Source organism: Methylobacterium oryzae (assembly GCF_021398735.1).
GTDB lineage: Bacteria > Pseudomonadota > Alphaproteobacteria > Rhizobiales > Beijerinckiaceae > Methylobacterium.
In genome coordinates this window covers 4,754,794-4,780,776 of sequence record NZ_CP090349.1, presented here as the reverse complement: position 1 = coordinate 4,780,776, position 25,983 = coordinate 4,754,794, and the positions used below count along the sequence as shown (strand labels likewise).

The window sequence follows — 25,983 nt, the reverse complement described above, 5'->3', positions numbered from 1 at the left end:
CGCGGCGGCCTGCCGGGCGGTGTCACCGGATCGGCGCGCCGGTCGCCAGGATGCCCTTCGCGACGCTGCCCGCCGGGCCGAAGGCGGCGAGGGCCTGCGCGCACCACGTCTCCCGGCCGTCGGCGGCGAGCTGCTGGCGCACCTGCGTGGCGCGGGTGCGCAGCTTCTCCTCCAGGATCGCCTCCTGCCCGGCATTGACGCGTGCCGCGAGGCGGAGCGTCGTCAGCTGGCCGGCCCGGACCTGCACGCCCGGGCAGGCCTGCTCGGCGATGATGGTCGTGGCCGCCGCCGAGGCGTAATTGTCGAGGGCCGAGGCCGGCGCGGCCGGATTGGCCGGCGCGGCGGGCGCCTGCGCGGCGGCCGTCCCCGCGAGATTCAGCGTCAGGGCTAGCGTCAGGGCAAGGGTGGGGACACCGACACGCCGCACGGCTGAGACCTCCAGGGTAAGCATCGATCGGCGCGGTGGCGCACCCGCACCTTCGCGACGATGCCGGGCGCCGACCGGGAGACGCGCGTTCCCTTGGGCGCGCCCCTCGCCGCGGCGCCGCGACGGCGGCTGACTACACGTCCGGCGACGGGGCGTCACCCGCCGCGTCGGCCCGCGGTCGGCAGACAGACCGGCCGTCAGGGCGCGGCCTTGAACTCGCCCTCGATGCGCAGGCTCACCTCGTCGCCGAGCTGCGGCAGGTAGGCGTTGATGCCGAAATCCGAGCGCTTGACGACCGCGCGCCCGTCGAAGCCCACGGTGTAGCGCTGGTCCACAGGGTGGATGCCGGCCTGGTTGAAGGTGGCGTCGATCGCGAACGGCCGGACCGTCCCACGCAGGTTGAGGTCGCCGGTGATCCGCGCGGTGGTCGGGCTGGTGGGCTCGACCTTGGTGGCGGTGAAGGTGGCGCTCGGGAACTTGGCCGTGTCGAAGAAATCCGGGGCCGCGAAGTGCTCGTTCAGCCGGGTGCTGCCGGTGATGACGCCGCCGAGCGGCACAGTCACCTCGAGGCGGCTCTTCTCGGGCGCCTTCGGGTCGAGCTGGAGCGTGCCGCTCAGGCCGGTGAACTGGCCGTAATAGGTCGAGTAGCCGAGATGCGAGACCGACCACGTGACCTTGCCGTGATCCGGATCGAGGACGTAGCTGCCGGGCCGGACCTGCGTCGGATCCGCGCTCGGCGCGACCGGTGCGGGCGGGGCTGCCGGGTTGTCCGCCGCCCGGGCCGGGCCGGCGCAGAGCAGGCCGATCAGGACAAGAAGTGGCGCGCGCATGTCATCCCCCCGTGACCGGCCAAGCTCGGCCGGCGCGGGCCCGTGATTTCATGATCTCCCTGCGCGCTCAAGCACGTCTGGCGAAGGCCGCCGCGGTTCTGTAGGCAAGCCGAGGTAGCGGCAGGCGTGGCATGATCGGCAAGCTCAAGGGCGTCGTGGACTCGTTCGGCGAGGATTTCGTGATCCTCGACGTGTCGGGGGTCGGCTACATCGTTCACTGCTCGGCGCGGACCCTGCAGCGCATGCCCAAGGTCGGCGAGCCCGCGGCGCTGTCGATCGAGACCCACGTCCGCGAGGACATGATCCGCCTCTACGGCTTCCGCTCGGACGCCGAGCGCGAGTGGTTCCGCCTGCTCCAGACCGTCCAGGGCGTCGGCGCGCGGGTGGCGCTCGGCGTTCTGTCGGTGCTGGAGCCCGAGGCGCTGGCGAGCGCCATCGCCACCGGCGACAAGGGCTCGATCAGCCGGGCCCCGGGCGTCGGGCCGCGCCTCGCCGCCAGGCTCGCCGCCGAGCTCAAGGACAAGGCCCCGGCCTTCGCGCCCGTCGATCCCGCGCTGGTCGCCCTTGCGGGCGCCGTCGAGGAGGGCGCCGCCCCGCAGCCGGTGGCGGACGCCGTCTCGGCACTGGTCAATCTCGGCTACCCGCAGGTCCAGGCCGCCGCCGCCATCGCGGCCGCGCTCAAGGGTGCGGGGGAGGGCGCCGAGGCCAAGGTGCTCATCCGGCTCGGCCTGCGCGAACTCGCCCGCTGACGGCCCGACCTGACAGTTGGGGCGCACTTAGATCGCACGCCCTTGACCCGCGCGGGCGGCGGTGCCATGTCGACCCGCGCCAATAAGGTATTGAAAAGCAAGCTACTTTTCAATTCTTCTAAACTGGCGCGGGTGCCCCGGACGGTCGTCGACGACCGCGGCGGGCACGGGGATGACGGGATTTGCGGCGCGCATGATCGTCTGTTCTTGTAACGTCTTATCGGACGGCGCCGTGCGCGGCTGCCTCGCCCCCGGACCCGGCTGCCCGCGCACGCCCGCGCAGGTCTACGCCTGCCTCGGCTGCAGCCCGAAATGCGGGCGCTGCGCCCGCACGATCCGCGCGATCATGCAGACCGCGCTGGGCGAGGCCGCGGCGGCGGAGAGCAGCCATGCTTGCACGACGGCTTGCGCGAGCGCCTGTAGTTTGGTGAAATTCCAAACTGCGGATGAGGGAGTCGCGGCCTGATGCTTCTACCCCCCGCCTGAGAGCACGGTAAGGAGTACGGGGGCATGAAGGGCGACACCAAGGTCATCGAGTATCTGAATCGCGGCCTGCGCAGCGAGCTGACGGCCGTCAGCCAGTACTGGCTGCATTTCCGCATGCTCAATGACTGGGGCTACGTCGAGCTGGCGAAGTTCTGGCGCAAGGAATCGATCGAGGAGATGAACCACGCCGACCGGTTCATCGACCGGATCCTGTTCCTCGACGGGTTCCCGAATCTGCAGGAGCTCGACCCGCTGCGGATCGGCCAGAACGTTCAGGAGATCCTGGAATCCGATCTCGCCGCCGAGAACGAGGCCCGCAGCCTCTACCTCGAGGCCGCGAAGTACTGCGATTCGATCAACGACCGCGTGTCCAAGCGCCTCTTCGAGGATCTGGCCGAGGACGAGGAGGGTCACATCGACTTCCTCGAGACCCAGCTCGAGCTGATCAAGCAGATCGGCCTGCCGCTCTACGCGCAGAAGCATATCGGCGGCCTCGAGCAGATCGCCCCCGAGAAGGAGTGACAGCGCCCGGGCTCCCGCCGCCCGCGCGGCGGAGCGGGGACCCGGACAGTGATGCGGGCAGGGGTGGGGCCGGCGCGGCCGCGTTCCTGCCCGCCTGAGACGGCAAGCTGGGGAACGGGATGCGGCTCGTGGTGGTCGGCGCCGACGGGCGCATGGGGCGGATGCTGATCCGCGCGGTGGCGCAGGCCGAGGGCTGCACGCTCTCAGCGGCGATCGAGCGCGACGGCTCGCCGGCGCTCGGCGAGGACGCCGGCGTCCTCGCCGGGCTGCCACCCCTCGACGTTCCCGTCACCGACGACGCCCTCACGGCCTTCGCGGGCGCCGACGGCGTCCTCGACTTCACCGCGCCGGCCGCCACGGTCGCCTTCGCCGAGCTCGCCGCCCAGGCGCGCATCGTCCACGTCGTCGGCACGACCGGCCTCTCGGAGGACGATTTCGTCAAGCTGAAGGCGGCCTCGTACCACGCCCGCATCGTGCAGTCGGGCAACATGTCGCTCGGCATCAACCTGATGGCCGCGCTGGTCCGGCGGGTCGCCAAGGCCCTGGGCGACGAGTTCGACATCGAGATCGCCGAGATGCACCACCGCATGAAGGTGGACGCCCCCTCCGGCACCGCGCTGATGCTCGGCGAGGCCGCCGCGGAGGGCCGCGGCGTCGACCTGAAGGCGGTTCGGGTCTCGACCCGGGACGGGCATACCGGCGCCCGCCGGCCGGGCGATATCGGCTTCGCCACCCTGCGGGGCGGCAGCGTCGTCGGCGACCACAGCGTGATCTTCGCCGGAACCGGCGAGAGCCTGACGATCAGCCACCACGCCGCCGACCGGGGCCTGTTCGCCACGGGCGCCGTCAAGGCCGCGCTCTGGGCGCATCCCAAGCCGCCGGGGCTCTACACCATGACCGACGTGCTCGGCCTGTGACCGGCGGCGCGACGGCGATGGAGCGGCTCCTCATCCTCGTCCGGCACGGCCAGAGCGAGTGGAACCTGAAGAACCTGTTCACCGGCTGGCGCGACCCGGACCTCACCGAACGCGGCGTCGCCGAGGCCCGGGCCGCCGGGCGCGGCCTCAAGAGGGACGGCTACGGGTTCGACGTGGCCTTCACCTCCGAACTGGTCCGCGCGCAGCGCACCTGTGCGCTGATCCTCGAGGAGATGGGCCTGTCCGAGATCCCGGTCCTGCGCGAGCGCGCCCTCAACGAGCGCGATTACGGCGACCTCTCCGGCCTCAACAAGGACGAGGCCCGCGCCCGCTGGGGCGACGCGCAGGTCCACGCCTGGCGCCGGGGCTACGACGTGCGGCCGCCCGGCGGCGAGAGCCTGAAGGACACGGCCGCGCGGGTTCTGCCCTGCTACGTCGCGACGATCCTGCCGCGCGTGATGGCCGGCCAGCGGGTCCTGGTGGCGGCCCACGGGAACTCGCTCCGCGCCCTGGTGATGGTCCTCGACGGATTGACCGAGGCGCAGGTGCCCGATCTCCAGATCCGGACCGGCGTGCCGCTGGTCTACCGCCTGAACGCCGACACCACGGTCGCCTCCAAGACCGTGCTGGAGCAGGTCGTCGACGCGGACCGCTGAGTGGCGACGGAACTCGGACCGGGCCTGATCCACCATCCGGGCTTCCTCGACGCGGCGGCCCGCGCGCGGCTCGCCGCGGAGATCGCCGCGGTTCTCGCCGAGGCGCCGCCCGTGACGCCGCGCATGCCCCGCACCGGCAAGCCGTTCTCGGTGCGGATGTCGAATGCCGGACCCCTCGGCTGGGTCTCCGACGTCGTGGGCTACCGCTACCAGCCGCACCATCCCGAGACCGGTCGACCCTGGCCGGCCCTGCCGCCGACCGCCCGCGCGGCCTGGGAGACGCTGGCGGCCTATCCGGCTCCGCCGGAAGCCTGCCTCGTCAACATCTACGCGCCGGGGACCCGCATGGGCCTCCACCAGGACCGCGACGAGGCGGATCTCGCCGCGCCGGTCGTGTCGCTGTCCCTCGGCGCGGCGGCCCTGTTCCGCTACGGCGGCCTGAGCCGGTCGGACCCGACCCGCTCGGTCCGGCTGCAGGCCGGCGACGCACTGGTGATGGGTGGCGCCGCGCGGCTCGTCTTCCACGGCATCGACCGGCTCTACCCGGACGGCGACCTGCTGGAAGCGGCGGACGGGCCCGGGTTCCTGCCGCCGGGCGGCCGCTGCAATCTCACCCTGCGACGCGTCACGGTGCCGGCCACGCCATGATGCGCGACACGCCATGACGCGCGAGCGAGATCCGGAGCCGGTGCCGACCGCGATGCCGCCGGCGATCCCCGGCGGGCGCGTCAGCGCGGCAGCGCAGTGGCCGGCGCTCGCCGGCTTCGTCGCGGCCGAGGCCCGCCTCCAGGAGGCGGTCCTGGCGCGCGGGCGCGTCACGGCCGGGCTCTACGAGTTCGTCCGGTTCGGGCTCAAGCAGGGCTGGGCCTGCCTGTTCGGCGGCCTGCTCCTGGCGCTCATGCTCGGCACGCGCCTCGTCTGGCCGGCCCACGCGCCCGTCGCCCGGTACGACGCGCTGTTCCTCGCCGCCCTCGTGCTCCAGGTCGCGATGCTGCGGCTGCGGATGGAGACGTGGTCGGAGGCCCGGGTGATCCTGGTCTTCCACGTCATCGGCACGGCCATGGAGATCCACAAGACCGCGATCGGCAGCTGGGTCTACCCGGAGGCGAACCTGTTCCGGCTCGGCGGCGTCCCGCTGTTCACGGGCTTCATGTACGCGGCGGTCGGCAGCTATCTCGCCCGCGTCTGGCGCCTGTTCGATTTCCGGTTCACGCGGCACCCGAGCCTGCGCCTGCTCGCGGTCCTGTCGGTGGCGATCTACGTCAATTTCCTCATCGATCATCGCGGCATCGACCTGCGTGTCGGACTCATCGCGGTCGCGGTCGCGGCCTTCGCCCCCGCGACCGTGTACTTCAAGGTCTGGCGGGAGCACCGCACCATGCCGCTCCTGCTCGGCCTGCTGCTCGTCGCGCTGTTCATCTGGTTCGCCGAGAATCTCGGCACACTGTCCGGCACGTGGCTCTACCCGAACCAGCGGCAGCACTGGTCCATCGTCCCGGTGGCCAAGCTCTCGTCCTGGTTCCTGCTGATGATCGTGTCCTACACGCTGGTCGCGCGGGTGAACGGCATCGCGACCTGGCCGGCCGTGCTGGCCGCGCCCGCGCGTCGGGAGCTGCCGATGGCCCGCGCGACCCATCTCGGCCTCGCGGCCGCGGTGATCGCCCTCGGCCTGCTGCTGCGCGTGCCGCACTGGGGCCTGCCGCTCGCGATCCACCATTACGGCGGCGGGATCCTGTGGGGGGCGATGCTGTTCCTTCTGGTCGCGGCCCTGCGACCCGGCAGCTGGGGCCTGCGCACCTGCCTGATCGCCGCCTTCGCGGCCGCCGCGCTCATCGAGAGCAGCCGGCTCGTCCACACGCCGGCCTTCGACGCCTTCCGGACGACCCTGCCGGGTCAGCTCCTCCTCGGCTCCATCTTCTCGCCGTGGAATCTCCTCGCCTACGGCGTCGGGATCGGCGCCGCCGCCGCGCTCGCGCTTTCCCTTCATCGTGAACGCAGGCGCGCCGCGTTGCCGGCTTGACAGAACAGGTCGCCCGGCAGACCCATCGGGTGCGGACTAACCCAAAGTTGGGTCCACCAGGAGAACCGGTTTTCGATGCGGATGCGCAACCTGACGCTGCGTCTCGGACGGGTTCTATGCGCAGCCGCGCTGGCGGCCAGCCTCGGCTCGGCCGCCCGGGCCGGCGATCCCGTCTATCCCGCGGGCTCGCGCTTCGGCTTCGACCCGCCCGCCGACATGTCGCTGTCGCGGCGCTTCTCGGGCTTCGAGCGGAAAGAGGGTGGCGCGACCGTGTCGGTCGTCGAATTGCCCGCGAACGCCTTCGCGGAGCTCGTCAGCGGCTTCACCGACGCCAACCTGCTGAGCCAAGGCTTCGCGGTCGAGAAGCGCGAGGAGGTCAAGATCGGCGACAACGAGGGCATGCTCTACACCGGTGAGCAGCCCGCCGATCCCGGCTCGTCCGCGCCGGCTATCCGGAAGTGGATCCTCGTGGTTGGCACACCGACCGTGACCGGGCTGATCATCGCCCAGGCGCTGCCCGACGCCGAGACCGAGGCCTCGATGCGCAAGATGGTGACCGGCGTCACCCTCCGGCCGGCCCTGTCGCTGACCCAGCAGGTCGACGCGCTGCCCTTCCGCATCGCCGACATGGCGGGCTTCCGGCCCGTGCGGGTGATGGCCGGCAACTCGGTCCTCCTCACCAGCGGCCCGAAGGACCAGATGCAGAATCTGGAACAGCCGATCCTCGTCCTCGCGCAGGCCGTGCAGCAGCCGCCCGGGGCCGAGCAGCGGGACGGCTTCGCCCGCGCCGCCCTGGCGTCCAATCAGACCCTCAAGGACTTCGTCATCGAGCGGGCGCAGAGCTACCGCTCGAACGGCGTCGACTGGCACGAGATCGTGGCCCGCGCCCTCGATCAGCCGACCAACCAGCCCGTCGTGGTCATGCAGACCATCCGGTTCGCACCGGACGGCTACGTCCGCGCCCTCGGCGTCGTGCGGCAGGATCAGCGCGACGGCGTCCTCGCCAAGTTCCGCCAGGTGGTGGACAGCGTGCAGGTCAAGTAGCGCGTCACCAGACCACGGCCTGCCCGTCGCGGCGCGGGTCGCTCGCGGCCACGTAGCCCTCGACGGCCGGATCGCCCATCCGCCAGATGAACTGGCCAGCGCCGAAATCCTGGTAGCTGTCCTCGATCACCTCGAGTTCGTGGCCGAGGGCCTTCAGGCGCTCCAGGGTCGCGCCCGGCATCGCCGCCTCGACGTTGATGTCGAGGCCCTCGTTCACCCGCCACCGCGGCGCGTCGCAGGCCGCCTGCGGGTTCTGGCCGTGGTCGATCATCCGCACCAGGGTCTGGACGTGCCCCTGCGGCTGCATGTTGCCGCCCATCACGCCGAAGCTCATCACCGGGGCTCCGTCCTTCGTGAGGAAGCCCGGGATGATGGTGTGGAACGGGCGCTTGCCGGGCGCCACCACGTTGGGGCTCTCCGGAACGAGCACGAAGCCGTAGCCGCGATTCTGCAGGGAGATGCCCCAGCCCGGGACGACCACGCCGGAGCCGAAGCCCATGAAGTTCGACTGGATGAAGCTCACCATCATGCCGGACTCGTCGGCCGCGGTGAGGTAGATCGTGCCGCCCGCGGGCGGCTTGCCCGGCCCGAAGACCTGGGCGCGATTCCGGTCGATCAGCTTGGCGCGCTCCGCGAGGTAGGCTGGGTCGAGCATGGCCTCCGGCGTCACCTCCATCCCGCGGGGGTCGGCGACGTACCGGTAGGTGTCGCTGAAGGCGAGCTTCATCGCCTCGATCTGCAGGTGCTGCGACTCCGGCCCATCGACCGGCAGGCCGCCGAGGTCGAACTGCTCGAGGAGGCCCAGCGCGATCTGCGCCGCGATACCCTGGCCGTTCGGCGGGATCTCGTGCAGCGTGTAGCCGTGATAGTCCTTCGCGGTCGGCGTGACCCATTCGGGGCGGAACGCCGCGAGGTCGGCGGCGGTCATCGCGCCGCCGTTGGCCCGCGCGTGCGCGGCGATCGCCTCGGCGATCTCGCCCCGGTAGAAGGCCTCGCCCTTGGTCTCGCCGATCAGCCGAAGGGTCTTCTCGGCACCCGGGAAGGTCACCAGCTCGCCGACATCCGGCGCCCGGCCCCGCGGCAGGAAGAACTCCGAGAAGCCCGGCTGGCGGGTGATCGCCTCGATCCGGGCCGCGGCCGCCCATTTCTGCTGGACCACCACCGGCGCGAGGTAGCCCCGCTCGGCGATGCGGATCGCGGGCTGCATCAGGTCGGCGAAGGGGAGGCGGCCGAAGCGCTCGCTCAGCGCCGCCCAGGCGGCGACCGCGCCCGGCACGGTGACCGAGTCCCAGCCGCGCATCGGCGGCCGCTCGCCGGCGCCGTACTTCTTCAGGAAGTAGTCCCGGCTCCAGGCGGCCGGCGCCCCGCCGGAAGCGTTGAGGCCGTGCAGCGCCTTCCCGTCCCACAGGATGCAGAAGGCGTCGGAGCCGAGACCGTTGCTGCACGGCTCGGTGACGGTCTTAGCGGCCGCCGTGGCGATCGCGGCATCGACCGCGTTGCCGCCGGCCTGGAGCATCTGGATGCCGGCCTGCGCCGCCAGCGCGTGCGAGGTCGCCACGCAGTTGCGCCCGAACATCGGCATCCGCAGCGACGGATACCCGGTCACCCAGTCGAACGGCTTCATCGCTCAGTTCCCGGTCTCGGCAGCCCACGCGCTCCCGCGGCACTTGGCATACAGGATATCCGGCCCCGGTGAAGGCGTGGCCGGGCATGCCCGCCAACGAAAAACGCGGGCCCGAGGACCCGCGCTTCGTGAACGTGATGCTGCCTTGCCGGGCCGCTCAGTAGGGGCGGCCGTAGAGCGGCGAGGTCGGGTCCAGCCGGTCGACGAAGGAGAGGTCGACGTTGCGGATCGCCGAGGAACGGGCGCCGATGAACGGCCCGTTGGTGATCGGATCCGGCAGGATGCCGCGGCCGAAGCGGTCCGTCGGGCCGTAGGGCGGGGTCAGCTGGTTGGACGCCGCGATCAGGTAGGGGTTCAGGGCCGGGTTGCGCGAGCCGCCGGCGCCCGGAACGTTCGAGGTCAGCGGCACGTTACCGGCATCGAGCCAGCTGCGCGGGCGCACTCGGATCGGGAGCGGCCGGCTGACCCGGTAGATCGGGCCGGGGACGTAGCCATCCTGAGCCTGGGCGGGCGCGGAGGCCAGGGCGCCGAGGCCGGTGGCGGCGACGACGCCGAGAAGGGCGATCTTGAGCGAGCGCATGGCCAACCTTGTCCTTGAGTGCCATCAGTATGGCGACCGAAGCTTAACAGTTCGCCGCCTTTGACGATAAGACGCTTGGGCGAGGCTGTTGTTCCGCCCTTATGGCTGAGCTTGTGCGTTTTGCCACACTCCGGCCTCATTTTTTATTTTGCGGCCGCCGGATTAACGATCCGACCCTCCCGGGAGGCTCTGTCGCGGCCGATGCCGGGCACGCGCCCGCCGGATCGGGCGCGACCGAGAAGGCCGCCGTCGTGGCGGCATCGGCGAGGTCGACGAGGCTCAGCGCGTCGAGCATGCAGCCGAGGGCCTGCGGCTCCGGCGGGCGCGCGAGGGGCGCGCAGAGCCATCCGTCGAGCTGGAAAGCCGTGTCGCGCGTGACGAAGCCGGTGCAGGTCCGCTGCGCGGGGCCCGCGAAGGTCACCTCCAGGGTCTCGACCGCACCGAACTTCGTGCGGATCTGATCGCGGGCGCCGGTCCGGGCCACCGCCAGGGCCGGCCGGTCGAGGGCCGGACCGTTCGCGGCGCGCCGGGCCATGAGGACGAAGAGCGTCGGCGGTGCGCCCGAGCGGGGCCCGCGGGTGAGCTGGACCCGCAGGACCGGCGCCTCGATCGCCGCGACGTCGCCCCGGATGAGGGTGTCCTCGCGCAGCCCGGTCCGCGGATCGACGCGGGCGGACACGCGCACCGGATCGAGCCCGGGTTCCGCGAGCCCGAACTGGGCGACCGAGGCCGCGGGCGGTGCCGGCGAGGCCTGGACCGACGGGACGAAGGCGGTCTCCGCGGCCGGCGGCGGCGCGGGCGCGGAGGTCGGGTTCTCGCCGGGCCAGCGGGGGAGGGCCCACAGGACGGCAATCGCCGCCGCGGCGAGGGCGATGCGCAGGCCGAGAGATCCCGGGGAGACCGGGGCGTCCGGCGCGCGCGCGGCCCGGCCGCCCGGCACGCCGAGCCCGATCCGATCGACGAGGGGCGCTGTTCCGGTCAGGGTCGTGCTCCGTGGCGGCGGGAGGCCGCGGGGTGGACGCCAGCGTCGCGCCGAAGGATTGAATTCCCTCTGCCGGCCCGAGACCGTCACCGGGTTTCCGGAGGCAGGGTGAATCGAGTGTTGCGCCGTCGGCGGCCTTGACAGCACGCGCCCTTGCGCGCCTTGCTCGACCCGGCCGTCGCCCCCACCTCCGCGGAGGACGGGGTCTGCGGCCGCGCCCGTTTGGCGGGCGCGTCCGGCACGAACGATCCTTCGGCCGATTGTACTGGCACAGGCGCGGCACCCGGATCGGTCGGGGTTTTCCGCGCGGAGACGAGAGATGGGTTACAAGGTCGCCGTCGTCGGCGCCACGGGCAACGTGGGCCGCGAGATGCTCGATATCCTGGCCGAGCGGGCTTTCCCCGCCGACGAGGTCGTGGCGCTGGCCTCGCGCCGCAGCCAGGGTCAGGAAGTCTCCTACGGCGACAAGACGCTCAAGGTCAAAACGCTGGACACGTACGACTTCTCCGACACCGACATCTGCCTGATGTCGGCCGGCGGCGAGGCGTCGAAGGAGTGGTCGCCCCGCATCGGCCAGCAGGGCTGCGTGGTCATCGATAACTCGTCGGCGTTCCGCTACGACGCCGACGTGCCGCTGATCGTGCCCGAGGTGAACGCCGACGCGGTGGTGGGCTTCACCAAGCGCAACATCATCGCCAACCCGAACTGCTCGACCGCCCAGCTGGTCGTCGCGCTGAAGCCCCTCCACGAGGCGGCCACGATCAAGCGCGTCGTCGTGTCGACCTACCAGTCGGTCTCCGGCGCCGGCAAGGAGGCGATGGACGAGCTGTTCAACCAGACCCGCGCCGTGTTCACCGCCGGCGAGATCAAGCAGGGCGGCAAGTTCACGAAGCGCATCGCCTTCAACGTCATCCCTCACATCGACGTGTTCATGGAGGATGGCTACACGAAGGAAGAGTGGAAGATGGTCGCCGAGACCAAGAAGATGCTCGACCCGAAGATCAAGCTGACGGCGACCGCCGTCCGCGTGCCGGTCTTCATCGGTCACGCGGAATCGGTGAACGTCGAGTTCGAGCAGCCGCTCACGGCCGAGAAGGCGACCGAGATCCTGCGCGCCGCCCCCGGCGTGCTGGTGATCGATAAGCGCGAGAACGGCGGCTACATGACCCCCCACGAGGCGGCCGGCGAGGACGCGACCTACATCTCGCGCATCCGCGAGGACGCGACGGTGGAGAACGGCCTGAACTTCTGGTGTGTCTCGGACAACCTGCGCAAGGGCGCGGCCCTCAACGCGATCCAGATCGCCGAGGTGCTGGTCAACCGCAAGCTGCTGAACCGCGCCAAGCGCGCCGCCTGAGACTGTTTCCTCTCCCGCTGGGGGAGGGGGCTCTGTCCGACGGATCCTCGGGACACGGTCCCGAGGATCCGTCACGGCTCGGGATCGTGACGCGGATCGGTGGTGCGGACCTTCCGTCCGCGACGTGTCCGCACTGCGTGCGCGGGCCGGCTGTTCATAGCCGAGAGGCTTCGCGGCCGCTCGTTGAGCGCCGCGACCATTCCGGTCATCGACGGCCGGAAGCGGGTCAGGCGTCACCGATATCCGCCTGCTGGTACCGACCGTCGCATCGTCCCGCTTCCGGCCGCCGCCGCGGTGCGGTTCCGTCGGGCACGCGGGCGCGAAATGGGCGGACTTCTCGCCGCTCGGTCCGGCTACGCCATGCCGAGGGCCTGCATGTAGAGCTCGAGGATCGCCTCCTGCTCCTGGCGCTCGCTGTGGTCCTGCTTGCGGATGCGCAGGATCGTCCGGACGGCCTTCGCGTCGAAGCCCCGGCCCTTCAGCTCGGCGAACACCTCCTTGATGTCGCCCATGATGCCGGCCTTCTCCTCCTCGAGACGCTCCAGGCGCTCGATGAACTGCTTCAGCTCGTCCGCGGCCACGCCCTCGGCCGACGAGACGTCGCCGCCGGGCCGCTGCGCGGCGGTGGGCATCGAATGGGCGTTCATGGGGCTCTCCCGAATGCACGGCGCGGTTGCGCCCTGGACCCGTGGTTAACGGGCGCGCCTTACCGGAAGCTTAGCCGATTCGCCGCCGTCCGGCCGCCGCATCAATGGTCCTTGATCAATGGTCCTTGGCCTGCGCGGCCGAGAAGCCCGCCTGCTGCTCCGCACTCGCCTCCGTCTGGAAGCGCGCCTTCCACTCGGCGTAGGGCATCCCGTAGACCGCCTCGCGGCTCTCGTCCTTGGTCAGCGCGACGCCCGTCTCGTCGGCGGCGTCCTTCAGCCAGTTCGACAGGCAGTTCCGGCAGAAGCCCGCCAGGTTCATCAGGTCGATGTTCTGCACGTCCGTCCGGTTGCGCAGATGCGCGACGAGGCGGCGGAAGACCGCGGCCTCGAGTTCCGTCTGGGTCCTGGGATCGATCTCGCTCATCGGTCGCAACTCTCTTCGGGTCGGGCGGGCCACACCCGATTTCGGGGTCGGCCCGGCGGAGATCAAGCCGCGAGCAGCGGGCGCAGCACGCGGGCGAAGCGCGCCGCCCACTCCGCTTGGCCGTCCGCGCCGGCGATCAGGTCCTGGCGGATCTCCACCAGGGCGTTCGCGAGGCCGCGCGCGGTGGCGTGGCGGTCGATCGTGTCGCCCGGCAGGCCGCCGCCGTAGGGCGCGTTGTCGCCGACGGTGAGCCCGGCCGGATCGGCCTCCAGCGCGCGGATCAGCGGGCGGGCGAAGCGGTCGTCCCGGTCGTACAGGATCCCGACCTGCCAGGGCCGCGCGATTCCGCGCCAGTAGGGCGTGAAGCTGTGCATGGTCAGGAGCACGGGCGGCCGGCCCGCAGCCTGGGCGGCGGCGATCGCGTCGTCGATGGCCGCGTCGAACGGCGCGTAGAACCGCGCGATCCGGGCCTGCTTCCCGGCCTCGTCGATCCGGGCATTGCCCGGCACGACGGCGCCGTCGGACAGGCGCATCACCAGCGTCGGATCGGCGCGCCCGCGATTCGGGTCGATGATGAGGCGGGAGAAGTTCGTCAGGATCGCCGGGGCGCCGAGCTGCGCCGCGAGGCTCCGCGTCACCGCCGCCGCGCCGATGTCGTAGGCGATGTGCCGGGCGTATTCCGACGCGGGCACGCCGAGCGCGATGTCCGGCGGCACGAAGTTCGAGGCGTGGTCGCAGGCGATGACGAGGCCGCAGGCGGGGTCGCCGGGGATGATCTCGCAGGGATGCGCGGGCGGGACGGCCGATTCTGTCTCCGGTCGGGTCACGGGGCTCCGAGGTCTTCAGAGAGGTCTTCAGATCTGTGCGAGGGCACCGATGGCGCTTGCCGTCGCGCGGCCGCTCGGGCAGATCACCTATCAAGGATCGTGCGCTCACGGCAAGAAACGGGCCCGCCGCCCAGGGAAGAAACGGGCGGGGATCGCGCGACACAATGGAGAGAGGAGCCCGTTCGACGCCATGACCGACACCGTTCCGCCCGTCACCGACGCGGCCACCCGGGACCAGCGCGCGCTCCTCGATTCGATCCTCACGGCCGCGATCCGCGCCGCCCATCCGGATCTCTGCCTGCCGCCGCACCTGCCGGAGCCGAGCCCGGGCCGCCTGATCATCCTGGCCGCCGGCAAGGCCGCGGGCAGCATGAGCGCCGTGGCGAGCCGCTTCTACCGGCAGAAGCACGGGCTGGGTGACGACCGGATCGTCGGCCTCGCGGTGGCGCGGCACGGCTACGGGCAGGAAGCGCCGGGGATCCACATGGTCGAGGCGGGCCACCCGGTCCCCGACGAGGCCGGCATCTCGGCGACCCGCGAAGCGCTGCGGCTCGCCACCGAGGCCGGGCCCGACGACGAGGTCCTGGTGCTGCTCTCGGGCGGCGGCTCGGCCAACTGGATCGCCCCCGCCGGCGACCTCACGCTGATCGAGAAGCAGGCGATCACCCGGGCGATGCTCCGTTCCGGCGCGCCGATCGGCGAGATCAACACGGTGCGCAAGCACATCTCGCGGATCAAGGGCGGCCGCCTGGCCCTCGCGGCCCGCAATGCCCGGCGCGTCCTGACGCTGGCGATCTCCGACGTGCCCTTCGACGATCCGGCGGTGATCGCCTCCGGGCCGACCATGCCCGATCCGTCGACCCTGGCCGATGCCCGGGCCATCTGCGAGAAGCGCGGCATCCCGCTGCCCGAGGAGGCGGTGCGCCTCCTGAACGACCCCAACAACGAGACGCCGAAGGCCGGCGATCCCGCCTTCGCCCGCGCCGAGTACCGCATCATCGCCCGGCCGATCGACGCCCTGAACGCCGCCGCCGAGGCGGCCCGCGCGGCCGGCTACGAGCCGATCCTCCTGGGCGCCGACCTGGAGGGCGAGGCCCGCGAGGTCGCGGCCGAGCACGCGGCCGAGGCCAAGCGCCACAAGGCGGCCGGCAAGCGCGTCGCGCTGATCTCCGGCGGCGAACTCACCGTCACCATCCGCGGCGAGGGCCATGGCGGCCCGAACCAGGAATACGCCCTGGCGCTGGCGGTCGCGCTCGACGGCGAGCCCGGCATCTTCGGCATCAGCGCCGACACCGACGGGACCGACGGCGGGCGGGGCCTCTCCACCGACCCGGCGGGCGGCCTCGTCGACCCCACGACCCTCGAACGGGCCCGGGCCGCCGGCCTCGACCCGGCCGCGATGCTGGAGCAGAACGACTCCACCGCCTTCTTCGCGGCCCTCGGCGACCTCGTGAACCCCGGTCCGACCTGTACCAATGTCAACGACTGCCGCATCATCCTCGTCAATTAGCTCTCGCGTCTCGGCGGCTCAGCTCCTCCCGGCAGTCACGGTCCTCGGCCTCGCGCTCCTCGGCGCGAGCCCCGCCCGGGCGGACCTGCGCCTGTGCAACCAGACCGCCAGCAAGGTCGGGATCTCGCTGGGCTACCGCGATCCCCAGGGCTGGGTGACGGAGGGCTGGTGGGATCTGGCGCCGAAGGCCTGCGAGACGCTGCTCAAGGGCGCGCTGGCGGCGCGGTTCTACTACGTCTTCGCGGTCGACTACACGCGCGGCGGCGAGTGGAGCGGCCGTTCGCTGATGTGCACCCGCGATTCGGAGTTCACGATTCGCGGCATCGAGGATTGTCTCGCCCGCGGCTACGACCGCAACGGCTTCTTCGAAGTCGACACCGGCGAGCAGAAGAGCTGGACCATCCAGCTCACGGATCCGAACCGGCCGGACGCGCCGGCGAAACCGTAATGTGAAGGCGGCGGCCGAGACCGCGGTCTTGACGCTGTCCGGCCCGAGATGCTCACAGCCGATCTGCGCTCCCTGAGCCAGATCTTTCAACCGCCGGCGCTCGACGCCGCGCGGCAACGAGAACACGGAGGAAATACGCTTGAAACGGTCACGCCGCACGAAGATCGTCGCCACCCTCGGTCCGGCCTCCGATTCGCCGGAGATGATCGAGCGGCTGTTCCGCGCGGGCGTCGACGTATTCCGGCTCAACATGAGCCACCTCCCGCGCGAGAAGCTGCCCGAGAAGGTGGAGGCGATCCGCACCATCGAGCGCGAGGCCAAGCGGCCGATCGGCATCCTGGTCGACCTGCAGGGACCCAAGCTGCGGCTCGGCACCTTCGCGGAGGGCGCCGCGATGATCGAGGCCGGTGCCACCTTCGTGCTCGACGGCGACCCGACCCCCGGCGACGCCGCGCGCTGCCACCTGCCGCATCCGCAGATCCTCGAGGCGCTGGAGCCGGGCCACGCCATCCTGGTCGACGACGGCAAGCTGCGGCTGACCGTGCTCGAGACGGCGCACAACCGGGCCGTGACCCGCGTCGAGGTCGGCGGCCGGATCTCGAACCGGAAGGGCGTGTCCCTGCCGCACACCGTGATCCCGGTGCCGGCGATGACCGACAAGGACCGGGCCGACCTCGATGCCGGCCTGAACGCCGGCGCCGACTGGATCGCCGTCTCGTTCGTCCAGCGGCCCGAGGACGTGGCCGAGGTGAAGAAGGTCTGCGCCGGCCGCGCCCTGGTGATGGCCAAGATCGAGAAGCCGCAGGCGCTGGCGCGTCTCGACGAGATCATCGAGATCTCCGACGGGCTGATGGTCGCCCGCGGCGATCTCGGCGTGGAGATGCCCCTGGAGCAGGTGCCGGGCGTTCAGAAGCGCATCACCCGCGGCGCTCGGCGCTACGGCAAGCCGGTGGTCGTCGCCACCCAGATGCTCGAATCGATGATCACCGCGCCGGTGCCGACCCGGGCCGAGGTCTCCGACGTCGCCACGGCGGTCTACGAGGGGGCGGACGCCGTGATGCTCTCCGCGGAGAGCGCCTCGGGCGCCCACCCGATCGGGGCGGTCGAGACCATGAACCGGATCGCCGAGCAGGTGGAGCGGGACGCGATCTACTGGTCGATCATCCGGGCGCAGAGCGCGACCCCGGACGAGACGGCCGCCGACGCCATCGCGGCGGCGGCGCACCAGATGGTCGACGCGCTGAGTCTCGACGCGATCATGGCCTGGACCAATTCCGGCTCGACGGCCCTGCGCCTGTCGCGCGAGCGCCCGAACGCCACCGTGATCGCCCTGACGCCGCGGCGCGAGACCGCCCGGCGCCTCGCCCTGGCCTGGGGCACGCACCCGATCGTCACCAAGGACGCCAGCGACGTGGACGACATGTCGTTCCGCGCCGCCAAGTTCGCCGTGCGCGAGAAGTTCGCCGCCGTGGGGGACCGGGTGATCGTCGTGGCCGGCCTGCCGTTCGGCACGCCGGGCGCCACCAACCTCGTGCGGCTGACCTTCATCACCCGCGAGCACGCCGAGAAGGCCTGACGCCACCGGGATACGAGAGCGGGACCGGCCGGCGTGTCAGTGCGCGACGGCCGGCTCCGGGCCGGCCGCGCCCGTCGCGCCGGCCAGCCGGGCCACCTCCTCGGTGACCCGATCGGCGGCGACGTACTGGAGCATGTGGCCGATGCCCGGCAGCAGCACCAGCCGCGCGCCGGGGATCGCGCGGGCCAGCGGCACCGCCTGCGTGTCGGCGCGGACGATCGGGTCCGCCTCGCCGGATATCACCACGGTGGGCACGCGGATCGCGCCGTAGCGCGGGCTCTGCGCCGCGAGGGCAAGCGGCAAACCGAGCAGGTCCTGGACGTTGGCGAGCAGCGTTGCGGGCCGCAGGACCAGGTCCGACCGCGCCAGGTCTGGGTAATCCGCACGCGGCGGTTGCGGCTGGAAGACCCGGCGCGCCGCCTCGGGCAGGTAGTGCTGCGCGATGGGCGGCCCGACCGTCCGGCTGAGCAGCCACGCCACCGGCGGGGTCACGGCGAGCCGCCAGTACCAGGGCAGATCGGGCATCCGGTCCGGCATGGGCATCGCCACCGGCGCCGCGAGGGCGAGGGCCGACACCCGGTCCGGGTGATCCAGCGCGAGGGCGAGGGCCAGGGCGCCGGCCCAGGAATGGCCGAAGACGAGCGCCGGGCCGACACCCATCCGTTCCAGCGCCTCCGCGATCAGTCCGGCCTGCGACGCGGGGGGCGCGGCGGCGTCGCCACCGATCCGCTCGCTCCAGCCGAAGCCCGGCCGGTCGAAAGCGATGACCCGGAAACCCCGCGCCGCGAGCCGGTGGCCGATCCCCTCCATCGGATCCGACGCGTTGGCCGAGGCGCCGTGCAGGAGCACGACGGGCGGTCCGTCGGCCGGCCCGTCCTGCAGGGTCGCGAGCCGGCCGCCGGTGACCGCCACGAACGGGCCTGCCGGCGGGTGGGCGGCGCCGACCCGCAGGGTGATGGCCAGCGTCGCCAGCGCGCCGGCCGCGAGGACGAGCCCGGCGAGGGCGAAGGGCAGGGCCAGGAGGGTGAGGAGGACGGCGGTCACCCGGCTCACAGGTCGCGGCCGTCGACCTCCGGAGTGAGGCGGTTGATCGCCTCGCCGATCTTCTCCATCTGCGGGTAGAGCGCCCGCGCCCGCCGGAAGGCGGCGAGCGCCCGCGCCTTGTCGTCGAGCGATTCGTAGATCCGGCCCATCGCGGCCCAGGCCTCGAAGTGGCGCGGCTCCAGCACCAGGGCCCGCTGCAGGTCCGCCAGGGCGTCGTCCTTGTCGGACAGGAGCCAGAACACCGTCGCGCGCCGGTTCCAGCCCTCCGACCAGTTCGGCTCGAGGGCGGTGACGCGGTCCATCAGCTCGGCCGCCAGGGGGAAGTCGTGTGCGGTGACCGCCTGCCGGGCGCGGTCGGTGAGGAGGTCGGCGGTCGGGCTGCCCGACCCGGCCATGCGCCGCTCGATCAGCCGGGCGATGCCCTTGGCCTCGGCCGGGTCCTCGCTGGCGCGGAGGCGGGCGAACAGGTCGTCGAGGCTCGGCGGCTTGGGGGCCGGCTTCCCCTCGGGAGCGGTGCGGCCGGGACGCCCGGTCTCCGGAGCCGCCCGCGCCGCCGGGATGTCCAGGGCGAGGCCCGACAGGCAGACCAGGGCGGCGAGGAGGCGGGTCGGCGTCATGCGGCCAGACTGTGCGCCGGCCCGGGATCCGTCAACGTGCCGCGGTGCCGCGCGCATGCGGAAACGGCCGCGCCCCTTCGGGTACGGCCGTCCCAACGTCGATCGTCGTCCGACCCGGCCTGACCGGGCGGAGCTGCCTCAGCCCTGGCGGGCCTTGAAGCGCTTCTGGGTCTTGTTGATCACGTAGACCCGGCCCTTGCGGCGCACGAGCTGGTTGTCGCGGTGGCGGCCACGCAGGGACTTGAGGGAGTTGCGGATCTTCATGGGTCTCTCGAGCCCGGAGGGCCGTCCGTTGTGTAGGGTGTCGGGAACGTGGTCACGAGGCTGGACGCGGCGTCGCGTCCGGCGATCACGGCTCACGCATCGCGGGATGGCGCGGCCATATCAGGATTCGCCCCCGGAAGGCAAGGCGCGACGGGCATCGAGCGGAGGCGGGGCGGCTCAGTGAACCCTGTCGAGATCCGGCACGGCCGGCGCGAGCACGAGCTGCCGGCCGATCTCGTGCAGCAGCACGTCGAGCAGCGGCTTCAGGCGCTCGAACCCCGGCTGGGGCAGGCCGTCCTCGGCGGCGTTGTAGAGGGCCAGGGCCATCTCGGCGACCCGGTCGATGCCGCCGGCGGCCACGTCGGTCGCGCAGAAGGCGGATTCGTCGAGGAAGCCGTCGCGGCCGCGCTCGGTCACGTCGATGACGATCCCGTGGGCCTCGCTGACGCCGCCCTGCGCGTCGAGGATGAAGCGGCCGCGCGCGAGGATCCACCGGACCTCGCCCGGCTCCGGCACGGTCCGGTACTGCGCGATGTACAGGCCGCCCTGCCGGCGGAGGTCGTCGAGGATCGACGCGATCCGCCGCTGATCCTCCGGGTGGATGCGGTCGAGGAAGGCCCCGAAAGTCGTCCCGCTGCTGCTCTTCGTTCGGGGCAGGCCCAGCATCGTCGCCGCGACGGGGTCGCACCGGAGAACATCGTCGGCGATGTGCCAGGTCCAAGTCCCGACATCCGACACAGCGAGCGCGCGCGCCACACTGCTGCCGCCCCGCCGCTTCGTGCGCACGCCGACGCCCACAGGCCCGATCTCCAGCCATTTTCAGGCGGTCTGCCCAGACCGCTTCGTTGGTCGACACAATACTGAGATCACGAATGCGGCACAACGCGCGAGTTCTGCAGGGCTGAGCTGTATCGCATCGGTATCGGCCGGATCAGGGACGATGGTAAACGCCGGTCAATATCCCCTTCGCGAGGACCTGACCGCGCATGGCCTCGATCAGCGCGCCGCGGCCCGGCGCCTCGGCAAGGGCGAGGGGCTGCCGCAGCGCGTAGATCTGGAAGAGGTATGGGTGCGGCCCGTGGCCGGTGGGCGGGTCCGGCGGCAGCCATTCCGCGCGCAGGAAGCTGTTCCGGCCCACGGCCTCCACGGTGCCCGCGTGGCCGGGACCCGGCAGCGCACCCTCCAACAGGCCGGCGGGTTCCGGCGGGACCGACCAGGCTATGAGATGGACCAGCGGCCGGGGCGTCGGGCTGCCCGCATCCTCCACGAGGAGGACGAGGGCGGCGGTGCCCGCCGGCAGCCCGCTCCAGGCGAGGGGCGGCGACACGCCCGCGCCGTCGGCCGTGAAGCGGGCGGGCAAGTCCGCCCCGTCGGCGAAGGCCGGGCTCGACAGCGTCACGGTCTCGGGCACGTCGGGGAAGTCAGCGCGGGACGTCGTCTTGTCCAGGCCCGCCTTCAGCCCCGACAGCGCCTCGCCGAGCACACCGGGAATCTTCTCGAGCATCGCCGCGTCCTCCGCCGCGATGGCAACGGCGGCGGACGCGACCGGTTCACGCCGACCGCTCGGCCGCGACCATGTAGTTCACCGCCTTGTCGCGGCCGGTGCGCCACCCGTCCGTCAGCGGGTTGTAGACGACGCCGACCGTGTCGGTGACGTCGAGGCCGCCGGCCCGGATCGCGCGGGCGAGCTCGTCCGGCGTCACGAACTTCTCCCAGTCGTGCGTGCCGCGCGGCAGCCAGCCGAGCACGTACTCGGCGCCGACGATGGCGAGCGCGAAGGAGCGCAGCGTCCGGTTGAGGGTGGCCCCGAACAGCATGCCGCCGGGCTTCACCGCCGCGCAGGCGGTCCGCACGAAGGCCGGCATGTCGGAGACGTGCTCGACGACCTCCATGATCAGCACCGCGTCGAAGCTCTCGCCGCCGGCGACCACCGCCTCGATGGTCTGCCCGCGGTAATCCACCGGCACCCCGGCCGCCTCGGCATGGGTTCGGGCGACCGCGACGTTCTGCTCGGCCGGGTCGAGCCCGGTCACCCGGGCGCCGAGACGGGCCAGCGGCTCCGAGAGAACGCCGCCGCCGCAGCCGACGTCGCAGATCGTCAGCCCGTCGAGCGGGAAGGGGGCTTTCGGGTCGCGACCGAAGCGCCGGCAGAGGGCGTCGCGGATGTAGGCGAGCCGCACCGGGTTGAACCGGTGCAGGACGCGCATCGGGCCGGTCTCGTCCCACCACGTGGCGGCGAGCGCGTCGAAGCGCGCGACCTCGGCGCGGTCGACGAACCCTTCCGTGACCCGGTCCGTGGCTGACCTGTCCATGCGTGTTCCGTCCTCATGCCGGCGGCCGGGATCCGCCGCGCGGTTTCGTGCCTGCATCGTGCTCGCGCTCTAGCACGGCGATCGCCCGGAAGTCGCCGCGGCGCGCGGGCGCCATGCTTGGCCGGTTGTTGACACTCCTCCGGGCCGCTTGTACCCGCCGGGCACCGTCCGGACGGGGCTGCAGCGGCCCGTCCAATCGCCACCGGGAACCCGCGACCGAGAGACCATGCCCCGTCTGGTGATGAAATTCGGCGGCACCTCCGTCGCCAACGTCGACCGCATCCGCAACGTGGCGCGCCACGTCGCCCGCGAGGTGGCGGCCGGCTACGACGTCGCCGTGATCGTGTCCGCCATGTCGGGCAAGACCAACGAACTGGTCGACTGGGTCAAGGACGCGAACCCGATCTACGATCCGCGCGAGTACGACGCCGTCGTGGCGTCCGGCGAACTCGTCACCGCCGGCCTCCTGGCGATCGCCCTGCAGAAGGACGGGCTCAAGGCCCGTTCCTGGCAGGGCTGGCAGATCCCGGTCGTGACGTCGGACGCGCACGGATCGGCCCGCATCGCCGACATCGACCCGAAGAATCTCGAGGCGGGCTTCGCCAAGGGCGAGGTCGCGGTCATCGCCGGCTTCCAGGGTGTCCACGACGAGACCGGCCGCGTCACGACGCTCGGCCGCGGCGGCTCCGACACCTCCGCGGTGGCCGTGGCGGCCGCGATCGGGGCCGAGCGCTGCGACATCTACACGGACGTCGACGGCGTCTACACCACCGATCCGCGCATCGTCCCGAAGGCCCGTCGCATGGAGCGGGTCACCTTCGAGGAGATGCTGGAGATGGCCTCGCTGGGCGCCAAGGTGCTGCAGGTCCGCTCTGTAGAGCTCGCCATGGTCCACCGGGTGCCGACCACGGTCCGGTCCTCCTTCGATCCGCCGGACGCCGCGCGCCCGGGCACCCTCATCTGCGACGAGGACGACATCGTGGAACAGCACATCATCACCGGGATCGCCTTCTCCCGGGACGAGGCGCAGATCACCCTGCGCAAGGTCAAGGACAGCCCGGGCGTCGCCGCCGCGATCTTCGGGCCGCTGGCGGATGCCAACATCAACGTGGACATGATCATCCAGACCGTGTCGGGCGACCAGTCGACCACCGACATGACCTTCACGGTGCCGTCCGCCGAGTACGAGCGGGCCCGGAAGATCCTCGACGAGGCCCGCGCGCAGATCGGCTACGCGCAGATCGAGGGCGCCACCGACGTGGTGAAGGTGTCGGCGATCGGCGTCGGGATGCGCAGCCACGCGGGCGTCGCCGCCAAGGCGTTCCGGGCGCTCGCCGAGAAGGGCATCAACATCCGCGCGATCACCACCTCGGAGATCAAGTTCTCCGTGCTGATCGACGCCGCCTATACGGAGCTTGCCGTGCGCACGCTTCACTCGCTATACGGCCTGGATCAGGCCTGAGCCTGGGACGCGGGTTCGAGCGGGGCGCGTGGTGTGAACTGAACAGTCACGGGCCGATCCGCCGATCCCAGAACGCCTCTGGGACCAGCGACCCGGTCCATCCGGCGCCGGCCGTCCCGGGTCTGGCGCCAAGGTTGCAGGGTGGTCGACGCCAAGGCCGCTCACCGACGCTGGAACGACGAACCGATGCCCGCTGCGCCCGGAGGCCCGCGCCTGCTGCTGCGCCGCCTCCGCGAAGCGATGGCGGAGCCGGTCAGCCCCCAGGCGCGCCTCGACCGCATCGTCGTCCTGATCGCCGCCAACGTGGTGGCCGAGGTCTGCTCGGTCTACGTGCTGCGCGACGACAACACCCTCGAGCTGTTCGCCACGGAAGGTCTGAACCGCGAGGCGGTGCACCAGACCCGCATGCGCACCGACGAGGGCCTCGTCGGCCTCATCGCGCGCACGGCGGAGCCGCTCTCGCTCTCGGACGCCCAGAACCACCCGGCCTTCTCGTACCGGCCTGAGACGGGCGAGGAGGCCTACCACGCCTTCCTGGGCGTGCCGCTGCTGCGCGCCGGCAACACGCTCGGCGTCCTGACGGTCCAGAACAAGACCTACCGCGTCTACTCCGAGGAGGAGATCGAGGCGCTCCAGACCACCGCCATGGTGCTCTCGGAGATGATCGCCTCGGGCGAGCTGGAGGGGCTCGCGCCGGACGCCGGCACCGCGGCCCGCCGCCCGGTCCTGGCCCGGGGCATCGCCCTCGCGGACGGCATCGGCCTCGGCTACGTGGTGCTGCACGAGCCCCGCGTCGTGGTGAAGACGCTGATCGCCGAGAACGTCGAGCGCGAGGTCGCGCGCCTCGACGCGGCGATCGAGGAGGTCCGCTCGGCGATCGACGCCCTGGTGGAGCGCGGCGACCGGATCGGCACGGCGGAGTCCCGCGAAGTGCTCGAGACCGTCCGGATGTTCGCCCACGACAAGGGCTGGCTCCGCCGGATGCGCGAGGCCGTGGGCTCGGGCCTGACCGCGGAGGCCGCGGTCGAGCGGGTCCAGTCGGACAACCGCGCCCGGATGATGCGGCAATCGGATCCGTACCTGCGCGAGCGGCTGCACGATCTCGACGACCTCGCCAACCGCGTCCTGCGCACGCTGATCGGCCCCGAGGCGGCCGGCGCCCTGGTGCTGCCCGAGAACGCCATCCTGGTGGCGCGCACCATGGGCCCGGCGGCGCTCCTGGACTACGAGGCCTCGACCCTGCGCGGCATCGTCCTGGAGGAGGGCGGTCCGACCAGCCACGTCGCCATCGTCGCCCGGGCGCTCGGCATCCCGGCTGTGGGCGAGGTCGAGAACGCCACCGCCCTGTGCGACGCCGGCGACGCGATCATCGTCGACGGCGTGGCCGGCGAGATCCATGTCCGGCCCGGTCCCGAGGTCGAGGCCGCCTACGCCGAGATGGTGCGCCTGCGCGCCCGCCGGCAGGAGCAGTACCGGGCGCTGCGCGACGTCCCGGCCCAGACCCGCGACGGCGTGCGCGTCGGCCTGCACCTCAACGCCGGCCTGCTGGTGGATTTCAGCCACCTGCAGGAGACGGGGGCCGAGGGCGTCGGCCTGTTCCGCACCGAGCTGCAGTTCATGGTGGCGCAGCGCATGCCGTCGGCGGCCGAGCAGGAGGAGCTGTACCGCAAGGTCTTCGCGGCCTCGGCCGGCAAGTCCGTCACGGTCCGCACCCTCGACATCGGCGGCGACAAGATCCTGCCCTACATGGCCAAGCTCGAGGAGGAGAACCCGGCGCTGGGCTGGCGGGCGATCCGCATCGGCCTCGACCGGCCGGCGCTGCTGCGCATGCAGCTGCGCGCCCTCCTGAAGGCCGCCGACGGCGACCCGCTCAAGATCATGTTCCCGATGGTCGCCACGGTGGACGAGTTCGTGCGCGCTCGCGGCATCGTCGAGCGCGAGAAGGCCTACCTCAAGCGCCACGGCTACCGGCTCCCGACCGATTGCCGCCTCGGCGCGATGATCGAGGTGCCGTCGCTCCTGTTCCAGATCGACGAGATCGCCAAGGAGGCCGACTTCCTCTCGGTCGGCTCGAACGACCTGATGCAGTTCCTGTTCGCGGTGGACCGCGAGAATCGGCGGGTCGCCGACCGGTTCGATCCGCTGAGCGTCGCGGCGCTGCGCGCGTTCCGTCTGATCGCCGAGCGGGCCAACGCAGCCTCCTGCCCGGTGACGGTGTGCGGCGAGATCGGCGGCCGGCCCCTCGACGCCATGGCGCTGATCGGCCTCGGCTACCGACAGCTGTCGATGTCGCCGGCCGCCATCGGCCCGGTCAAGGCGATGGTGCTGAGCCTCGACGCGGCCGCGATCGCCGCGCTGATCGACGCCGAGATGGCGCGGATGCACGACGGCGATTCCCTGCGCCCGGCGCTGACGGCCTTCGCGCACGCGCACGGCATCCCTATCTAAGCGCGAACGCGACCCTTGCCGAACATTCGGCCGGGGTTGTACGGCAACGCCACGACGATTTCGGTCGACGCGCCGCGGCTTCCGCTCTCGGACGGACGAGGCGTGGATTTGGGGGACGTCCTGCCGGGTCCTACACCCTCCAAGCCACGCAGCTCCGTCCCGCAGGACGAGACGCGCGCCCGGCCCGCAACCGCACGCGCAGACCTGCAG

28 protein-coding genes are annotated in these 25,983 nt (G+C 71.9%); 14 read left to right on the top strand and 14 right to left on the bottom strand.

Translation table 11 applies throughout. The features are described from left to right. Positions 1–22: 22 nt before the first annotated feature. On the bottom strand, positions 23–427 hold the full coding sequence (locus tag LXM90_RS22815; RefSeq protein WP_234081062.1) for a hypothetical protein: 405 nt from the start codon (positions 425–427) through the stop codon (positions 23–25). Between the two features lie 197 nt (positions 428–624). Further along, positions 625–1,257, bottom strand: coding sequence for a YceI family protein (locus tag LXM90_RS22810; protein ID WP_020091485.1), 633 nt, complete (start codon positions 1,255–1,257; stop codon positions 625–627). 131 nt (positions 1,258–1,388) lie between these two features. Between LXM90_RS22810 and ruvA the strand changes: the two genes are divergently transcribed. The 8 genes from ruvA (at position 1,389) to LXM90_RS22765 (ending at position 7,651) form a co-directional block, all read left to right on the top strand. Continuing rightward, on the top strand, positions 1,389–2,006 hold the full coding sequence (gene ruvA / locus LXM90_RS22805) for a Holliday junction branch migration protein RuvA (protein ID WP_020091486.1): 618 nt from the start codon (positions 1,389–1,391) through the stop codon (positions 2,004–2,006). 193 nt (positions 2,007–2,199) lie between these two features. Further along, positions 2,200–2,472 (top strand): (2Fe-2S)-binding protein, encoded by a 273-nt coding sequence (locus LXM90_RS22800; RefSeq protein ID WP_083916283.1) that lies wholly within the window; start codon positions 2,200–2,202, stop codon positions 2,470–2,472. A 44-nt stretch (positions 2,473–2,516) separates the two neighbouring features. Next, positions 2,517–3,014 (top strand): bacterioferritin, encoded by a 498-nt coding sequence (gene bfr, locus LXM90_RS22795; RefSeq protein ID WP_012317139.1) that lies wholly within the window; start codon positions 2,517–2,519, stop codon positions 3,012–3,014. A gap of 119 nt (positions 3,015–3,133) precedes the next feature. Beyond that, positions 3,134–3,931 carry a 4-hydroxy-tetrahydrodipicolinate reductase gene (gene dapB / locus LXM90_RS22790; protein WP_020091487.1) on the top strand — a complete coding sequence of 266 codons (798 nt, stop codon included), beginning with the start codon at positions 3,134–3,136 and terminating at the stop codon, positions 3,929–3,931. 17 nt (positions 3,932–3,948) lie between these two features. Continuing rightward, positions 3,949–4,587: a 2,3-bisphosphoglycerate-dependent phosphoglycerate mutase gene (locus LXM90_RS22785; RefSeq protein WP_026604675.1), complete on the top strand. Its 639-nt coding sequence runs from the start codon at positions 3,949–3,951 to the stop codon at positions 4,585–4,587. After that, entirely contained in the window at positions 4,588–5,235 is a 648-nt protein-coding gene (locus LXM90_RS22780; RefSeq protein WP_020091489.1) for an alpha-ketoglutarate-dependent dioxygenase AlkB, read from the top strand. 13 nt (positions 5,236–5,248) lie between these two features. Then, complete coding sequence (locus tag LXM90_RS32105) at positions 5,249–6,607, top strand: DUF817 family protein (protein ID WP_020091490.1); 1,359 nt, start codon at positions 5,249–5,251, stop codon at positions 6,605–6,607. Positions 6,608–6,682: 75 nt separating this feature from the next. Next, positions 6,683–7,651 (top strand): hypothetical protein, encoded by a 969-nt coding sequence (locus LXM90_RS22765; protein WP_020091491.1) that lies wholly within the window; start codon positions 6,683–6,685, stop codon positions 7,649–7,651. Positions 7,652–7,655: 4 nt separating this feature from the next. Here LXM90_RS22765 and LXM90_RS22760 read toward each other — a convergent pair whose 3' ends face one another. The 3 genes from LXM90_RS22760 to LXM90_RS22750 all read right to left on the bottom strand — a co-directional run bounded on the left by LXM90_RS22760 (position 7,656) and on the right by LXM90_RS22750 (position 10,795). Then, the gene (locus LXM90_RS22760; RefSeq protein ID WP_020091492.1) at positions 7,656–9,275 is read right to left on the bottom strand and encodes a gamma-glutamyltransferase family protein; all 1,620 of its coding nucleotides are present in this window, start codon (positions 9,273–9,275) and stop codon (positions 7,656–7,658) included. A gap of 157 nt (positions 9,276–9,432) precedes the next feature. Then, entirely contained in the window at positions 9,433–9,855 is a 423-nt protein-coding gene (locus LXM90_RS22755) for a hypothetical protein (protein WP_020091493.1), read from the bottom strand. A gap of 136 nt (positions 9,856–9,991) precedes the next feature. Next, a complete protein-coding gene (locus LXM90_RS22750) occupies positions 9,992–10,795 on the bottom strand; it encodes a hypothetical protein (RefSeq protein ID WP_042675206.1) in 804 nt (267 codons plus the stop codon). Between the two features lie 361 nt (positions 10,796–11,156). On the opposite strand from LXM90_RS22750, the gene LXM90_RS22745 reads away from it, so the two are divergent. Continuing rightward, entirely contained in the window at positions 11,157–12,194 is a 1,038-nt protein-coding gene (locus LXM90_RS22745) for an aspartate-semialdehyde dehydrogenase (protein ID WP_020091495.1), read from the top strand. A 353-nt stretch (positions 12,195–12,547) separates the two neighbouring features. Here the strand turns inward: LXM90_RS22745 and LXM90_RS22740 are convergent, their stop codons facing one another. The 3 genes from LXM90_RS22740 to LXM90_RS22730 all read right to left on the bottom strand — a co-directional run bounded on the left by LXM90_RS22740 (position 12,548) and on the right by LXM90_RS22730 (position 14,092). Continuing rightward, the gene (locus LXM90_RS22740) at positions 12,548–12,826 is read right to left on the bottom strand and encodes a DUF2312 domain-containing protein (protein ID WP_026604676.1); all 279 of its coding nucleotides are present in this window, start codon (positions 12,824–12,826) and stop codon (positions 12,548–12,550) included. 130 nt (positions 12,827–12,956) lie between these two features. Further along, complete coding sequence (locus LXM90_RS22735; RefSeq protein ID WP_020091496.1) at positions 12,957–13,265, bottom strand: DUF1244 domain-containing protein; 309 nt, start codon at positions 13,263–13,265, stop codon at positions 12,957–12,959. Positions 13,266–13,327: 62 nt separating this feature from the next. Next, positions 13,328–14,092 (bottom strand): N-formylglutamate amidohydrolase, encoded by a 765-nt coding sequence (locus LXM90_RS22730; protein WP_020091497.1) that lies wholly within the window; start codon positions 14,090–14,092, stop codon positions 13,328–13,330. A 190-nt stretch (positions 14,093–14,282) separates the two neighbouring features. Between LXM90_RS22730 and LXM90_RS22725 the strand changes: the two genes are divergently transcribed. The 3 genes from LXM90_RS22725 (at position 14,283) to pyk (ending at position 17,626) form a co-directional block, all read left to right on the top strand. Further along, on the top strand, positions 14,283–15,602 hold the full coding sequence (locus LXM90_RS22725; RefSeq protein ID WP_205833368.1) for a glycerate kinase type-2 family protein: 1,320 nt from the start codon (positions 14,283–14,285) through the stop codon (positions 15,600–15,602). Further along, positions 15,568–16,050, top strand: coding sequence for a DUF1036 domain-containing protein (locus LXM90_RS22720; RefSeq protein ID WP_026604677.1), 483 nt, complete (start codon positions 15,568–15,570; stop codon positions 16,048–16,050). Before LXM90_RS22725 ends, LXM90_RS22720 begins: the two co-directional genes overlap by 35 nt. A 139-nt stretch (positions 16,051–16,189) precedes the next feature. Beyond that, positions 16,190–17,626, top strand: a complete 1,437-nt coding sequence (gene pyk, locus LXM90_RS22715; RefSeq protein ID WP_020091500.1) for a pyruvate kinase — start codon at positions 16,190–16,192, stop codon at positions 17,624–17,626. A gap of 36 nt (positions 17,627–17,662) precedes the next feature. On the opposite strand, the gene LXM90_RS22710 is transcribed toward pyk, so the two are convergent. The 6 genes from LXM90_RS22710 to ubiG form a co-directional block, all read right to left on the bottom strand. Further along, entirely contained in the window at positions 17,663–18,679 is a 1,017-nt protein-coding gene (locus tag LXM90_RS22710; RefSeq protein ID WP_020091501.1) for an alpha/beta fold hydrolase, read from the bottom strand. Next, complete coding sequence (locus tag LXM90_RS22705; RefSeq protein WP_012317156.1) at positions 18,676–19,287, bottom strand: tetratricopeptide repeat protein; 612 nt, start codon at positions 19,285–19,287, stop codon at positions 18,676–18,678. The genes LXM90_RS22710 and LXM90_RS22705 overlap by 4 nt, the downstream gene beginning before the upstream one ends. A 138-nt stretch (positions 19,288–19,425) precedes the next feature. Further along, entirely contained in the window at positions 19,426–19,551 is a 126-nt protein-coding gene (gene ykgO, locus LXM90_RS22700) for a type B 50S ribosomal protein L36 (RefSeq protein WP_003601867.1), read from the bottom strand. Positions 19,552–19,728: 177 nt separating this feature from the next. After that, positions 19,729–20,349: a PAS domain-containing protein gene (locus LXM90_RS22695; RefSeq protein WP_234081061.1), complete on the bottom strand. Its 621-nt coding sequence runs from the start codon at positions 20,347–20,349 to the stop codon at positions 19,729–19,731. 133 nt (positions 20,350–20,482) lie between these two features. After that, positions 20,483–21,055: a YbhB/YbcL family Raf kinase inhibitor-like protein gene (locus tag LXM90_RS22690; RefSeq protein WP_020091503.1), complete on the bottom strand. Its 573-nt coding sequence runs from the start codon at positions 21,053–21,055 to the stop codon at positions 20,483–20,485. A 46-nt stretch (positions 21,056–21,101) separates the two neighbouring features. Beyond that, the gene (gene ubiG / locus LXM90_RS22685; RefSeq protein WP_020091504.1) at positions 21,102–21,863 is read right to left on the bottom strand and encodes a bifunctional 2-polyprenyl-6-hydroxyphenol methylase/3-demethylubiquinol 3-O-methyltransferase UbiG; all 762 of its coding nucleotides are present in this window, start codon (positions 21,861–21,863) and stop codon (positions 21,102–21,104) included. Between the two features lie 226 nt (positions 21,864–22,089). Here ubiG and LXM90_RS22680 point away from each other — a divergent pair, with 226 nt between their 5' ends. Further along, positions 22,090–23,325 (top strand): aspartate kinase, encoded by a 1,236-nt coding sequence (locus tag LXM90_RS22680; protein WP_020091505.1) that lies wholly within the window; start codon positions 22,090–22,092, stop codon positions 23,323–23,325. Positions 23,326–23,511: 186 nt separating this feature from the next. Beyond that, complete coding sequence (gene ptsP, locus LXM90_RS22675; protein WP_020091506.1) at positions 23,512–25,773, top strand: phosphoenolpyruvate--protein phosphotransferase; 2,262 nt, start codon at positions 23,512–23,514, stop codon at positions 25,771–25,773. Positions 25,774–25,983 lie beyond the last annotated feature (210 nt).

Bases quoted from the DNA above. Each gene is read 5' to 3' on its own strand.
- LXM90_RS22810 (WP_020091485.1), bottom strand. From the start codon at position 1,257: ATGCGCGCGCCACTTCTTGTCCTGATCGGCCTGCTCTGCGCCGGCCCG.
- ruvA (WP_020091486.1), top strand. From the start codon at position 1,389: ATGATCGGCAAGCTCAAGGGCGTCGTGGACTCGTTCGGCGAGGATTTC.
- LXM90_RS22800 (WP_083916283.1), top strand. From the start codon at position 2,200: ATGATCGTCTGTTCTTGTAACGTCTTATCGGACGGCGCCGTGCGCGGC.
- bfr (WP_012317139.1), top strand. From the start codon at position 2,517: ATGAAGGGCGACACCAAGGTCATCGAGTATCTGAATCGCGGCCTGCGC.
- dapB (WP_020091487.1), top strand. From the start codon at position 3,134: ATGCGGCTCGTGGTGGTCGGCGCCGACGGGCGCATGGGGCGGATGCTG.
- LXM90_RS22785 (WP_026604675.1), top strand. From the start codon at position 3,949: ATGGAGCGGCTCCTCATCCTCGTCCGGCACGGCCAGAGCGAGTGGAAC.
- LXM90_RS32105 (WP_020091490.1), top strand. From the start codon at position 5,249: ATGACGCGCGAGCGAGATCCGGAGCCGGTGCCGACCGCGATGCCGCCG.
- LXM90_RS22765 (WP_020091491.1), top strand. From the start codon at position 6,683: ATGCGGATGCGCAACCTGACGCTGCGTCTCGGACGGGTTCTATGCGCA.
- LXM90_RS22760 (WP_020091492.1), bottom strand. From the start codon at position 9,275: ATGAAGCCGTTCGACTGGGTGACCGGGTATCCGTCGCTGCGGATGCCG.
- LXM90_RS22755 (WP_020091493.1), bottom strand. From the start codon at position 9,855: ATGCGCTCGCTCAAGATCGCCCTTCTCGGCGTCGTCGCCGCCACCGGC.
- LXM90_RS22745 (WP_020091495.1), top strand. From the start codon at position 11,157: ATGGGTTACAAGGTCGCCGTCGTCGGCGCCACGGGCAACGTGGGCCGC.
- LXM90_RS22740 (WP_026604676.1), bottom strand. From the start codon at position 12,826: ATGCCCACCGCCGCGCAGCGGCCCGGCGGCGACGTCTCGTCGGCCGAG.
- LXM90_RS22735 (WP_020091496.1), bottom strand. From the start codon at position 13,265: ATGAGCGAGATCGATCCCAGGACCCAGACGGAACTCGAGGCCGCGGTC.
- LXM90_RS22725 (WP_205833368.1), top strand. From the start codon at position 14,283: ATGACCGACACCGTTCCGCCCGTCACCGACGCGGCCACCCGGGACCAG.
- LXM90_RS22720 (WP_026604677.1), top strand. From the start codon at position 15,568: ATGTCAACGACTGCCGCATCATCCTCGTCAATTAGCTCTCGCGTCTCG.
- LXM90_RS22705 (WP_012317156.1), bottom strand. From the start codon at position 19,287: ATGACGCCGACCCGCCTCCTCGCCGCCCTGGTCTGCCTGTCGGGCCTC.
- ykgO (WP_003601867.1), bottom strand. From the start codon at position 19,551: ATGAAGATCCGCAACTCCCTCAAGTCCCTGCGTGGCCGCCACCGCGAC.
- LXM90_RS22690 (WP_020091503.1), bottom strand. From the start codon at position 21,055: ATGCTCGAGAAGATTCCCGGTGTGCTCGGCGAGGCGCTGTCGGGGCTG.
- ubiG (WP_020091504.1), bottom strand. From the start codon at position 21,863: ATGGACAGGTCAGCCACGGACCGGGTCACGGAAGGGTTCGTCGACCGC.
- LXM90_RS22680 (WP_020091505.1), top strand. From the start codon at position 22,090: ATGCCCCGTCTGGTGATGAAATTCGGCGGCACCTCCGTCGCCAACGTC.
- ptsP (WP_020091506.1), top strand. From the start codon at position 23,512: ATGCCCGCTGCGCCCGGAGGCCCGCGCCTGCTGCTGCGCCGCCTCCGC.